Here is a 14,045-nt window from a genome sequence, read left to right on the forward strand (position 1 = left end):
TTCCATGCCGAACTCAGAAGTGAAACGAAATAGCGCCGATGGTAGTGTGGGGCTTCCCCATGTGAGAGTAGGACATCGCCAGGCTTTAAATTATGGACACTTGCTGATTACAAGCGAGTGATACCACTGCGGAGTGGTAGTTCAGTTGGTTAGAATACCGGCCTGTCACGCCGGGGGTCGCGGGTTCGAGTCCCGTCCACTCCGCCACTTATATTAAGCCTCAGTCGAAAGACTGGGGATTTTTTCGTTTTGGTTACCCGACTTACCTTAACCCCATTTCCATATTGAAACCTTGCATCGAGAGGCAGGCTTCCCTCTTCGCTATGCTTTCTAAGCCCTGTCATGAACTAGTTGATGACAGTCTCGAGCTCTCGTTTTGAGTACCAGCACGTGCTTACCAAAGATTCCTCTATAACATATTAGAAATATCTAGCTATGTGACAGAACTTAGTCGTTCGAGGTGTCGCTTTGTTTCTATCTCGAAAACAGAACAACTTTGAATATAAGTTCAGTGTCGCTGAGATCAAGTATGAGGACTCCTAAACTTCTGCTAAGGGCTTGAACAACCTGAGTGCTAGCTCAGACCTTAGTTTGGTGGGATTTCAAGCCCGTTTGGGGGAGTGATCTCGCAATCATCCTCAATGCTTCTTTCTCTATAAAAATACAAACTCGCTCATTGCTAAGTATTGTGGAAGTTTAGCTTTGATGTTTGCGAGGAGCCTATATTGCCAAGGGAAGGGAAGTGATGATGAAAATGCTTAAACTAAAAGACTCCCTCTATGGATACTATCTATCGGCAATAGTTAGTATCTATGAAACCGTAGCGTGACGATTATTCGGATATTTAACTGTATATCAAAAAGTAACAAGCGTTTTGTTCTTGAAGGGGAGTCCGAAGATTAGATATGAAAAAAGCAGCTAGATAGCTGCTTTTTCATCTATTAAGTTACGTGTCTTTAAGAGTCCACTGGCTCCGTATGCTCTGGAGTGGTTATTGCTTGGTTGTTCTCTTCCATTTTCTTCTCTTCATCTTTTGCTTTTTCAATCATTGGGGTGATTGTTGAGCCTTGAATGAGGATAGAGAAAACAACGACGGAGTAGGTCATTACAAGAATAATCTCTTTTACATCGATTAACTTATCTTGAATCACCCAAATACCTGATGGAATGGAAAGTGCCATTGCCAATGCAAGGCCCCCGCGTAAGCCGCCCCACGTCAAAATACGTACTGACCACGGGTTATATTTTCTGTAACGCTTAAAGCCAATGTACGAGAGAAATACGCTTAGATAGCGAGCTGCTAGTACAAGAGGGACTGATATAGCCATCATGATCCAGTCTTCTTTGTGGAATTCAAATAGCAGCATCGACATACCGATCAGTAGGAATAACACGCCATTCAAGAACTCATCGACGAGCTCCCAAAAGTGGTCAAGGTGGTCTTCACTCTCTTTCGAAAAGCCAATAAAACGTGTCCAGTTGCCAATCATAATACCAGATACAACCATCGCTAATGGTCCTGATACATGGATGTATTCAGCAAATGCGTAACCTGCCGTTGGGACACCAATGGTAAGTAATAACTCCATTGAGTGATCATCGGTGGCACTGATTAAGTAGTGGAATAGTAAACCGAGTACGAAACCATAAGTGATACCACCGATAGCTTCTTGGATGAAGAGTAAGGTGACACTACCTACAGTTGGTGCCTCAGTACCAAATGCAATCGTAAATAGAGTGACAAAGATAACCAAACCGAAGCCGTCATTGAAGAGCGACTCTCCTTCAATCTGGGTGGAGATACGTTTGGGAGCATCGAGCTTTTTAACTATAGCCAATACAGCGATTGGGTCAGTTGGCGATATTAGAGCACCAAATAGTAAGCAGTAGACCAAATCAAATTGGATGCCAATTAACTGACAGAATCCGTAGAGCGCAAACCCGATAAAGAAAGTGGAAAATAGGGTGGCTCCGAGAGCCAAAACGGTAATTTCCCATTTTTGATCTTTAAGGTTCGGGAGTTTGATGCCTAATCCACCCGCAAATAGTAAGAAGCCAAGAATGCCTTTGAGCAAGAAATCTTCGAAGTTGATCCTTGTGACCGTTTCTGTCGCAATTTCGGTGAGGTGGAACCAGTTGTTTTGGCCCGCAATTAAGATTAGAAGTGAAAGCACCATTGAACCTGCGGTAATCGCAATGGTGGTTTGCATCTTTCCTATCTTGCTGTTTACAAAAGCAATTAGCATCGCAGCTGCGGATAGAAAACATAAAGTATGATAGACCGACATAGAGCTCTCTATTTGTAACATTTTATGAATGGGATTCTCGACTGATGCTGCTTAAATAGCAAACATTTTTTCGCGATTATTTTGTAAGTTAAGAAGGAGATAAAATAATCATTAATTCCAAGTTTAGACGTCTAGACTCCTGAAGTTTGTGTGATAGGATGGAAAGATAACTAAAGGAATGAGGCTGTACTGTGGGAAGTAACGTAAGACAACAGATTGAAGCTCAATTGAAGCAACGTATTCTTTTGATTGATGGCGGTATGGGAACCATGATTCAGGGATACAAACTTGAAGAGCAAGACTATCGAGGAACGCGCTTTGCGGATTGGCATTGTGATCTAAAAGGTAACAACGACCTGTTGGTTCTAAGTCAGCCTCAACTTATCAAGGAAATTCACGCTGCATATTTAGAAGCGGGTGCAGATATTCTCGAAACCAACACGTTTAACGCAACAACCATTGCGATGGCTGACTACGAGATGGAAAGCCTAAGTGAAGAAATTAACTTTGCTGCTGCCAAGCTTGCACGTGAAGTTGCAGACGAATGGACCGCAAAAACACCCGATAAACCGCGTTATGTCGCAGGGGTTTTAGGGCCGACGAACCGCACTTGTTCTATCTCTCCTGATGTAAACGACCCTGGATATCGAAATGTTTCTTTCGACGAGTTAGTTGAGGCTTACTCTGAATCGACTCGAGCGCTGATTAAAGGTGGTTCTGACCTTATTCTTATCGAGACCATCTTCGATACTCTTAACGCTAAGGCTTGTTCATTTGCTGTTGAAAGTGTGTTTGAAGAGATGGGTATTGAGTTACCTGTGATGATCTCGGGGACTATTACTGATGCTTCTGGTAGAACATTATCAGGTCAAACTACAGAAGCGTTTTACAACTCATTACGTCATGTTAAACCGATTTCGTTTGGTTTGAACTGTGCGCTGGGCCCAGATGAGCTTCGTCCTTATGTTGAAGAGCTTTCGCGTATATCAGAATCTTTTGTTTCCGCTCACCCAAATGCCGGGCTTCCGAATGCATTCGGCGAATACGATTTATCGCCAGAAGATATGGCTAAGCATGTTCAAGAGTGGGCTCAAAGTGGCTTTTTAAACTTGATTGGTGGGTGTTGTGGCACAACTCCAGAGCACATTCGCCAAATGGCACTCGCGGTTGAAAATGTCGCCCCTCGTCAATTGCCTGACCTTCCCGTTGCTTGTCGCTTGTCTGGCTTAGAGCCGCTCGCCATTGATAAAGACTCTTTATTCATCAATGTCGGTGAGCGTACGAATGTAACTGGCTCTGCGCGTTTTAAGCGCTTGATTAAAGAAGAACTGTACGATGAAGCGCTCGATGTGGCTCGTCAACAAGTTGAAAATGGCGCTCAAATTATCGATATCAACATGGATGAAGGCATGTTGGATGCACAAGCTTGTATGGTTCGATTTTTAAACCTTTGTGCGTCAGAACCTGAAATCTCAAAAGTACCAATCATGGTCGACTCTTCCAAGTGGGAGGTTATTGAAGCCGGTCTTAAGTGCATCCAAGGCAAAGGCATTGTTAACTCGATCTCTCTCAAAGAAGGTAAAGAGAAATTCGTTGAACAAGCTAAGTTGATTCGCCGTTACGGTGCGGCTGTTATTGTGATGGCGTTTGATGAGATTGGGCAAGCAGATACACGTGAGCGCAAAGTAGAAATTTGTACCAACGCTTACCGAATTCTCGCTGATGAAGTGGGCTTTCCACCAGAAGACATCATCTTTGACCCAAACATTTTTGCCATTGCTACGGGTATCGATGAGCATAATAACTACGCGGTGGATTTCATTGAAGCCGTTGGCGATATCAAACGTGATTTACCGCACGCGATGATCTCGGGTGGGGTTTCTAACGTCTCGTTCTCTTTTCGAGGGAATAACTATGTGCGTGAAGCGATTCACGCGGTGTTCCTCTATCACTGTTTTAAAAATGGTATGGATATGGGGATCGTGAATGCGGGTCAGTTAGAAATCTACGATAACGTGCCTGAAGCGCTGCGTGAGGCTGTGGAAGATGTCGTTCTTAACCGTCGCGATGATGCCACTGAGAGGTTGTTAGATATCGCGGCGGAATACGCAGGCAAAGGGGTAGGTAAAGAGGAGGATGCCTCTGCACTTGAGTGGAGAACTTGGCCTGTTGAAAAGCGTTTAGAACACGCGTTAGTGAAAGGAATAACCGAGTTTATCGTTGATGATACCGAAGAGGCACGTGTCAATGCTTCAAAGCCATTAGAGGTGATTGAAGGCCCACTCATGGATGGGATGAACGTCGTCGGAGACTTGTTTGGTGAAGGTAAAATGTTCCTTCCTCAGGTCGTAAAATCTGCCCGAGTGATGAAGCAAGCGGTAGCGCATCTCGAGCCCTACATCAATGCAGAAAAGCAGGTGGGACAAACAAACGGTAAGATCTTGTTAGCGACGGTAAAAGGTGATGTACACGATATCGGGAAAAATATCGTAGGCGTTGTATTGCAGTGCAATAACTACGAAATTATCGATCTTGGTGTCATGGTTCCTTGCGAAAAGATCTTAAAAGTAGCGCAAGAAGAGAACGTCGATATTATTGGTTTGTCAGGGTTGATCACGCCTTCATTAGACGAAATGGTGCATGTTGCTAAAGAGATGGAGCGTCTCGATTTTAACTTACCTCTTCTCATCGGTGGCGCAACAACGTCAAAAGCTCATACAGCAGTTAAGATTGAGCAAAATTACAAGCATCCAGTTGTTTACGTGAATAACGCCTCACGTGCGGTGGGCGTATGTACTTCTCTATTGTCAGATGAACGTCGCCCTGAATTTGTTGAAAAACTTGAAGCTGATTACGAACGAGTACGTGATCAACATAATCGCAAGAAACCGAGAACCAAACCAGTGACATTAGAAGCGGCTCGAGCGAATAAAGTTGCGATCGATTGGGAAGCTTACACCCCTCCAGTGCCTGTTAAGCCTGGTATTCATATCTTCGATGATTTTGATGTTGCCACGTTACGTCAATACATTGATTGGACACCATTCTTTATGACTTGGTCACTTGTGGGTAAGTATCCAACAATTTTCCAACATGAAGAAGTCGGTGAAGAAGCAAAACGTTTATTCGAAGATGCCAACGAGTTACTTGACCGAGTTGAGCGAGAAGGCCTGTTAAAAGCGCGTGGAATGTGTGGCTTATTCCCTGCTGCGAGCGTGGGGGACGACATTGAAGTTTATGCTGATGAAACTCGTACCGACGTTGTGAAAGTACTGCGTAACTTGCGTCAACAGACTGAGAAACCAAAAGGGTTCAACTATTGTTTGTCTGACTACATCGCACCTAAAGAGTCGGGTAAACATGATTGGATAGGGGCATTTGCTGTCACTGGTGGTATTGGTGAACGAGAGCTTGCTGATGAATACAAAGCACAGGGAGATGATTACAACGCAATTATGATTCAAGCGGTGGCGGATCGCCTAGCCGAAGCGTTTGCTGAGTATTTGCATGAGCGTGTCCGTAAAGAAATTTGGGGTTATGCTGCGGATGAAGATTTATCTAACAATGATCTCATTCGTGAAAAATACCAAGGTATTCGCCCTGCGCCGGGTTATCCAGCATGCCCTGAGCATACTGAAAAAGGACCGCTTTGGGAGCTACTTAATGTGGAAGAGAATATTGGCATGACTCTAACCTCCAGCTATGCAATGTATCCGGGCGCGTCAGTCTCTGGTTGGTATTTCTCTCATCCTGACTCACGTTACTTTGCGATCGCACAGATCCAAGAAGATCAGCTAGAGAGCTACGCTGATCGTAAGGGGTGGGATAGGATCGAGGCTGAAAAATGGTTAGGGCCAAACATTAACGGTTAAATTGATGTTTACCTCGTTCAAACGTAACAACTATTGAAACAACAAAGGGCTGCAGATACGCAGCCTTTTGTTTTATTGAGTTGAACTTACTTTTCAAACAACTCGGTGTGAAGTTTTTGTATGGCTTGTTTCGATACCGACTCATGGAGCAAGAAGCATAAGTTGTGAGGGCTTGCACCATAACAAATCATGCGTAGGTTAAAGTCTTCTAGCGTGCCAAAAACCTGTTTCGCGTAGCCTTTACTCTCACTCATGTTGTTACCAATGAGAGCAACGAGGCATAGGTCATGTTCAACTTCTACCTTACATAACTCTTCTAACTCTTCTCGTACAGCTTGCGGCAGCTGTGGTGCTCCGCCAGAGGTATCAGTTTGATCAAGTGTTAACGATACACTGATTTCAGATGTCGTGATCAAATCGACCGAGATCTTATGCTTTGCAAGGATCTCAAAGACCTTTGCTAAGAAGCCGTATGCGTGGAACATATTGGCGCTGCGTAGCGTTACCATGGTTTGGTTACAACGCAAAGCTAGCGCACGGAACAACGGTGAGCTTTCGACTTGGTGGCGAATCCAAGTTCCCCCTTTTTCTGGCTCTTTCGATGACCCTACAAATACCGGAATGTCGTAGCGCAATGCGGGTACTAGCGTAGAAGGGTGAAGGATTTTAGCGCCAAAGTTAGCCATTTCTGAAGCTTCACTAAAGCTGATCTCGGGAATTGGTGAGGCTTTTGGCGCAATTCGCGGGTCTGTTGTGTAGATGCCCGGTACATCAGTCCAGATTTCTAACCCTGCCGCTTTGACGCTCTCAGCAATTAAGGCGGCGCTGTAATCGCTGCCTCCTCGACCTAGTGTTGTTGTATTACCGGCTTCGTCAGATCCTATGAAGCCTTGAGTAACAACAACGGATTGTTGGCAAAGTGGTACGAGTTTATCTTGCGCAAGCGTCGAAATTGCTTCAATGTTTGGCTCCGCGCGACCAAAGTTGTCATCAGTACGCAGCACATCGCGGATATCAAAGCGCATTGCTTGAATGCCTCGCTCACACATTAACTGAGTTAGAATGTGCGTCGACATGAGTTCACCACATGCGACTAAATGATCGGTTAACTTCGCACTAGCTTGGATAGATGCAGCCTCGGCCAGGCTGGTTACGGTATCTAATATGCCATACACCTCGGCAGCAGTTTTCGTGCTGTCTTCGAGCTGAGTTAAAATGGCGTCATGAATGTTGGCCAGATTTTGCAGCAGCTCAGTACGGTGCGTTTGATCCTGTACACCATTGGCAAGTTCCACCAATAGGTTGGTGACGCCAGAACAAGCGCTGCTCACGACCAGGCGAGTATTTGGATTGTTTTCGATAATGGTGGCGCAACGACTCATTGCCTCAAAATTGGCAACACTGGTTCCACCGAATTTAGCTACGTTAAATGCGCTCACTGCGTTCTCCCACGACTTCCTAAAAAATTGTACATCCAATGTTTAGTGAGAAAAGGAACAGAGCAAAAAGAGAGGTATTTAGAATGCTATTTGAAAAATTTACCCTCAGAAGCCCTTCATCAGACTGCGCTGATGACAGTTGATGGGATTCAGCCCAATTCAACCGACAAGTCAAATCCTGCAACTTTGACTTACCTCGGCACTACTCCCCCTCAATGATTGGTGTTGGAATTGCGGTTCCACAAATCATCTACCTGGGTAGCGCTCCTCTTCTACATAAAGCTCAAACATTGAACGGTTTTGAGGTCTTAATGTCAATCAATATTTCAACCTTTATGGTGTTTTTTATTAACGATTTTGTGACACTGGTTTGACCTCCATACTTACGGCTAATTGCTGATAGAGGAAAAATCTATTAGGGTGAAGAACCCTACACCTGAGCCATGTTATTGAGTAGAACTTTTAGAATGCTCAGGATAAAAGATAATCAAGGAGCTGACATGTCGATCCAAAGCTTTATTCCGCCTCACCGTATTTTAATGGGACCTGGTCCTTCTGATATTTATCCTCAAGTGTTACAAGCGCTAAGCCGTCCTACCGTAGGTCACCTTGATCCTCTGTTTATCGGTATGATGGATGAGCTCAAGCAGCTATTGAAGTATGCCTTTCAAACTGACAATGAGTTCACTATTGCGGTTTCAGCGCCAGGTAGTGCAGGGATGGAAACCTGCTTTGTAAACTTGATCGAGAAAGGCGACAAAGTGATCGTCTGCCGTAACGGTGTTTTTGGTGAACGCATGCGCGAAAATGTCGTCCGTGCTGGTGGTGAAGTTGTTATCGTCGATGATGAATGGGGGACGCCTGTTTCCATTGATAAAGTCGAGCAAGCACTCGAACAGCACCCAGATACAAAAATTCTTGCTTTTGTGCATGCCGAAACCTCAACTGGTGCAGTCAGTGATGCTCAAGCATTGGGCAAGCTGGCGAAGCAGCATAATGCATTATCTATTGTTGATGCGGTGACGTCACTTGGTGGTGTGCCGTTAAAAGTGGATGAATGGCAACTGGATGCGGTTTACTCTGGCAGTCAAAAATGTTTGTCATGTGTACCAGGGCTCTCACCCGTGACGTTTTCTCCTGCCGCAATTGAAAAGATTCAAGCAAGAACAACACCAGTACAGAGTTGGTTCCTCGATCAGAGTTTAGTGTTGGGGTATTGGAGTGGAGAAGGCAAGCGTAGTTACCATCATACAGCGCCAGTTAATAGCTTGTATGCGCTTCATGAAGCTTTATTGATACTGAAAAATGAAGGATTAGAAAACGCTTGGGCTCGTCACCAACTGATGCATGAAAAACTCAAAAATGGCCTACAAAAGTTAGGCTTTGAATTTGTTGTGGACGAAGCCCATCGTTTGCCGCAATTAAACGCGATTTACGTGCCTGAAGGAATTGATGAAGCAAAAGTTCGTGCTCACTTGCTAGAAACCTATAACCTAGAAATTGGAGCAGGCCTTGGGGCATTAGCCGGTAAAGCGTGGCGTATTGGCTTAATGGGTTACGGCGCTCGATCTGAAAACGTTGCGCTGTGCTTAAAAGCATTAGAAGAGTCACTCACTGAATAAAACTATACCGCAATGAGATAAAGAAAAGCGAAGGTCATCCCTTCGCTTTTTTGTACTTATTACTCAGCTCTTGAAGTGGGTGCTGGTGAGGCAGAGATTGCTTGAGACGGTGGTTGGTAATTGACGCCACTGAAATCAATCTTAGGGAACAAAAACTGTGCTTCAGCTCTAATTTGCTCCGCTTTACTTGAGTCATCTAAGCCTTGGTAGGCCAAAATCAAATTATTATAAAATGCAGGGCGAGGCTTATCTTTGATGATTTTTAGTGACCAATCGATATAAGGCTGAATCAAGGTTGCATCTTGTTGGTACAGCCCAATGTTTAAAAATGTGCTATAGACATCCCAATCAAACCTATCTTTCCAAACCACAGGGTTACTGACTTGATTCAGAATATCAGGGTTAGTTGGCCTAGTGGTCTCAAACTTCGTCAATACATAGTTCGTATGCAATGCGCTTACCATGTAAAACGTAAACGCAACGGGAAGTACCAAACTAAAAACACGCAGCAAGCTTTTGGTCACATTACTAAAGCCGACTTGTCGATAACGAGAGACGCGCTGATCTACCCAGTACAGCAGGATAACGAAGATCAACCAATGCACGAGAGAGTGGTAGAAAGGGTATTCCAGTTGCGAGTGCAATACGATAGGTATAAACAAGGCCAGCAACGCAAGACGAGTTCCGCGTTTGGCTTGATAGATTCGATACAGTACCAGTGCCATCGCTAAGAAGATGCCGAGTATTGGCAGCAAGCCACCTTCTACTCCCCAGTAAAGTAGCTCATTATGCGGATGATCCATGGCTGGCAAACCAACTGGGTAATTCTCATTTAGGGCATGTTGACGAGCCGTATACAGCATGTACTCAGATTCAAACTTGCCATATCCATAACCAGTAAAAGGCTTTTCAATCACCATGTCTAATGTTTGTGGAAAAGTATACGCTCGAGGAGACTCCATGTTTACTTTTTCTGCGGCTAACCCACCTCCATCAGGAAAGGCAAGATGCATGACAACTACTGAGAGTAAGAGCCCACTTACAAGTGACACAACCCAGCGGATAAAGCGCCCTTTGGTTGCAAAGCGGTACATGTATGGAATGACCAACAACACGGCGATGACCGAGGCTAACCAACCAGTGCGTGAAGCCAACGCCACAACTAGTGGTAAGGTTAAAACTGGCACGGCATAGAGAAGATAAACATCGCTTAACTTACGGTCGTATTTGTAGGGCTGACGTGCAAGTAAATAGCTGGCAATCACCAATCCTGTCGCAAGAAAACTGGCCATTACATTAGGCTGTTGGAAAATACCATAAGGACGATTGGCCACCGTGTCGTAACCAAACGGATTGCCTGGTTTGAGATACAGATATTGTGTCAGACCAAAAATGGCTTCGATAACAACCGCAAGGACAATGAACCATAATAGGCGTTGGCGATGTTTATTACTGAAATGAAATTGTTGTAAGACAATAAAGAACAGGACACCGCACCACAGGCCAATGAGCTTGTTGGCTGCCAAACTGCTATTCGCATTTGGGTACAGAATGGGCACCGTCATGATAAGAGCACTAATGAACAAGCCGATGGTTAGTTTTGAGTAACGTAGTACTCGATTATTCGCGAGTTGGTAACACCCAATGCCTAATGCAAAGCTAAAAGCAATCCAAGTTGTCGCATTGAACGAAAGCGAAAGCCCCGAACCGCCGGGGTTGGGCATGAAAAAGTGCATTGCCAACACAAATAGTGTTGCCAAGGCAATGAGAAACTTGCGATTGAGGGGAACCTGTACTTTTTCGGGAGAAAGCTTTGTTCCACTTACATGTATAGTAGCCATAGTTATTGCGTTGTTTTGAATGAAAAAAGACCAGCACTTGCTGGTCTCGATACTTTACCTGTTTTTTCTACTTCAACATAGGCTTGAGGAAGTGAGCTGTGTGCGATCCCTCGATTTGCGACACATCTTCCGGTGTGCCTTGAGCGATTATCTCGCCGCCACCCTGCCCCCCTTCAGGACCAAGATCGATAATCCAGTCCGCAGTCTTAATGACATCTAGGTTATGCTCGATCACCACGACAGTATTTCCGTGATCACGAAGTCTGTGCAGCACGGTGAGCAACTGCTGGATATCATGGAAGTGCAGGCCGGTTGTTGGTTCATCCAAAATGTACAAGGTTTTTCCTGTATCGCGCTTGGATAGCTCTCGCGCCAGTTTCACACGCTGTGCTTCACCACCGGAGAGTGTCGTTGCGGCTTGACCTAGGCGAATGTAAGACAAGCCAACATCCATTAGAGTCTGTAGCTTACGTGCTATAGCAGGTACGGGTTCAAAGAACGTTCGGGCGTCTTCGACCGTCATTTCTAGCACTTCATCAATGGTTTTGCCTTTGTAACGTACTTCAAGTGTTTCACGGTTGTAGCGCTTACCTTTACATACATCACATGGCACATAAACGTCTGGTAGAAAATGCATTTCAACTTTAATGACACCATCACCCTGACAGGCCTCACAACGACCACCGCGTACGTTAAAACTAAAACGGCCCGGCTTGTAACCGCGAGAACGCGACTCTTGTGTGCCTGCAAACAGTTCACGGATTGGGGTAAAGATCCCCGTATAGGTTGCAGGGTTAGAGCGAGGTGTACGACCAATTGGGCTTTGATCGATATCGATAACCTTGTCGAAGTGCTCTAGGCCTTTAATCGATTTATAAGGTGAAGGTTGAGCCGTTGTTGCTCCGTTGAGTTGGGTGTGAGCAATTTTAAAGAAAGTATCATTAATCAGCGTTGATTTACCTGAGCCAGATACCCCTGTAATACAGCTGAATAACCCAACAGGAATAGAGAGATTAACGTTCTTAAGGTTATTACCTGTTGCGCCTAAGAGCTCAACCGTTTTTTTCGGATCACGCGGCGTGCGATCTTTCGGTACTGCGATTTCTTTAACGCCACTTAAGTACTGACCTGTCAGAGAATTCGGATTTGCGATTATCTCTTCCATGGTGCCTTCCGCGACAACATTACCACCGTGTACGCCAGCGCCAGGACCGATATCTATGACATGATCCGCACAGCGAATAGCATCTTCATCGTGTTCTACCACGAGTACGGTATTCCCCAAATCGCGCAAATGAGTAAGCGTTTTTAATAAGCGTTCATTATCTCGCTGGTGGAGACCAATCGACGGTTCGTCCAGAACATACATCACACCAACAAGACCCGCACCAATTTGGCTGGCTAAGCGAATACGTTGAGCTTCACCACCAGAGAGCGTTTCGGCGCTGCGAGACAAGTTTAGATAGTTCAAACCAACGTTAACCAAGAACTGCAGGCGATCGTTGATTTCTTTCATCACTTTTTCGGCGATTTGGGCACGTTGACCTTCCAGTTTCAAGGAATGGAAGAATTCCAATGCATCAGCAATGCTAAGTTCAACAATCTCAGGCAGTGTCGTATCAGCAATAAACACATTACGTGCTTCAAGGCGCAGACGAGTACCACCACAGCTTGAACAAGATTTCGTGGAGATGTATTTCGCAAGCTCTTCACGGACAGAGTTGGATTCTGTATCACGATAACGACGTTCGAGGGTATTCAGAATACCTTCGAATGGATGGCGTTTAACGCGAATATCGCCACGATCGTTGATGTATTTAAACTCAATCTCAGTACGACCAGAGCCCTTTAGAATGACATCTTGCGTTTTCTTTGGCAGAGAATTAAAAGGTGCATGGAGATCAAAACCATAATGATCAGCCAATGAGGTGAGCATTTGGAAGTAGTAATAGTTCTTTTGATCCCAACCGCGAATCGCACCTTGTGCCAAGCTTAATGAATCATCTTGAATTACTCGGCTTGGATCAAAATATTGCTGCACACCCAAACCATCACAAGTCCCACACGCACCAGCAGGGTTGTTGAATGAGAAAAGTCGCGGCTCCAACTCTTGCATGCTGTAACCACATTGTGGACAAGCGAAGTTGGCGGAGAAAATAATCTCTTCACCGTCGCCATCCATTGGCGCGACAACCGCAATTCCGCCTGATAATTCGAGCGTTGTCTCGAAAGATTCGGCTAAGCGCTGTTGCAGGTCTGGACGAACTTTAAAACGGTCTACCACGACTTCAATGGTGTGCTTTTTATGTAGCTCTAGGGTTGGAGGATCAGATAGATCGCATGTCTCTCCATCAATACGCGCACGAATAAAGCCCTGAGCTGCCAGGTTCTCAAGCGTTTTAACATGCTCACCTTTACGCTCTTTGACAATGGGTGCCAACAGCATCATTTTGCTGCCTTCTGGCATCTCTAGAACTTTGTCCACCATTTGACTGATGGTTTGTGCGGCAAGAGGGGCATGGTGCGTTGGACAGCGTGGTTCGCCTACACGAGCATACAACAGACGTAAGTAGTCGTAGACTTCGGTAATTGTACCTACGGTTGAACGCGGGTTATGAGAAGTAGACTTCTGTTCAATAGAAATCGCGGGTGATAACCCTTCAATATGGTCGACATCGGGTTTTTCCATCAGAGACAAAAACTGACGAGCGTAGGCAGAGAGAGACTCTACGTAGCGTCGTTGGCCTTCTGCATACAATGTATCGAAAGCGAGAGAGGATTTACCGGAGCCACTTAGTCCAGTAATGACAATCAGTTTATCGCGAGGGATTGTAAGATTAATGTCTTTGAGGTTATGGGTTCGGGCACCGCGAACTTCTATTTTATCCATCGTTTTTGCTCTATGTATAACCAAGTGGGGCAAGTATTACATAGTGTGAGAAATGTGCAAAGAAAATTACTGGATAAAAAAACAGTAAAAATA

General features: G+C 45.0%; 6 protein-coding genes, 1 tRNA gene, 1 rRNA gene and 1 riboswitch. Of the genes, 4 read left to right on the top strand and 4 right to left on the bottom strand.

Features of this window, described 5'->3' with window-relative positions:
* Together rrf and NB463_RS21650 are read left to right on the top strand one after the other, a co-directional pair.
* Positions 1-84: ribosomal RNA gene (rrf, locus tag NB463_RS24005) — 5S ribosomal RNA — on the top strand; the annotation flags it as partial.
* A gap of 46 nt (positions 85-130) precedes the next feature.
* A tRNA-Asp gene (locus NB463_RS21650) sits at positions 131-207 on the top strand.
* A 749-nt stretch (positions 208-956) separates the two neighbouring features.
* Here NB463_RS21650 and NB463_RS21655 read toward each other — a convergent pair.
* The gene (locus NB463_RS21655; RefSeq protein WP_041852885.1) at positions 957-2,288 is read right to left on the bottom strand and encodes a cation:proton antiporter; all 1,332 of its coding nucleotides are present in this window, start codon (positions 2,286-2,288) and stop codon (positions 957-959) included.
* A gap of 191 nt (positions 2,289-2,479) precedes the next feature.
* Between NB463_RS21655 and metH the strand changes: the two genes are divergently transcribed.
* Complete coding sequence (gene metH, locus NB463_RS21660) at positions 2,480-6,160, top strand: methionine synthase (protein ID WP_053809093.1); 3,681 nt, start codon at positions 2,480-2,482, stop codon at positions 6,158-6,160.
* Between the two features lie 86 nt (positions 6,161-6,246).
* Here metH and lysC read toward each other — a convergent pair whose 3' ends face one another.
* Positions 6,247-7,599, bottom strand: coding sequence for a lysine-sensitive aspartokinase 3 (gene lysC / locus NB463_RS21665; protein WP_258432458.1), 1,353 nt, complete (start codon positions 7,597-7,599; stop codon positions 6,247-6,249).
* Positions 7,600-7,700: 101 nt separating this feature from the next.
* Positions 7,701-7,879: riboswitch (Lysine riboswitch) on the bottom strand.
* 220 nt (positions 7,880-8,099) lie between these two features.
* On the opposite strand from lysC, the gene NB463_RS21670 reads away from it, so the two are divergent.
* On the top strand, positions 8,100-9,221 hold the full coding sequence (locus NB463_RS21670) for a pyridoxal-phosphate-dependent aminotransferase family protein (protein WP_017821323.1): 1,122 nt from the start codon (positions 8,100-8,102) through the stop codon (positions 9,219-9,221).
* Positions 9,222-9,280: 59 nt separating this feature from the next.
* On the opposite strand, the gene NB463_RS21675 is transcribed toward NB463_RS21670, so the two are convergent.
* Both NB463_RS21675 and uvrA read right to left on the bottom strand, forming a co-directional pair.
* Positions 9,281-11,062, bottom strand: coding sequence for a PglL family O-oligosaccharyltransferase (locus NB463_RS21675; protein WP_053809096.1), 1,782 nt, complete (start codon positions 11,060-11,062; stop codon positions 9,281-9,283).
* A 67-nt stretch (positions 11,063-11,129) separates the two neighbouring features.
* Positions 11,130-13,952, bottom strand: a complete 2,823-nt coding sequence (gene uvrA / locus NB463_RS21680) for an excinuclease ABC subunit UvrA (RefSeq protein ID WP_053809097.1) — start codon at positions 13,950-13,952, stop codon at positions 11,130-11,132.
* Positions 13,953-14,045: the final 93 nt, after the last annotated feature.

It is taken from the genome of Vibrio sp. RM-41-2B (assembly GCF_024744415.1).
In the GTDB taxonomy this organism is placed as follows: Bacteria; Pseudomonadota; Gammaproteobacteria; order Enterobacterales; family Vibrionaceae; genus Vibrio; species Vibrio diabolicus.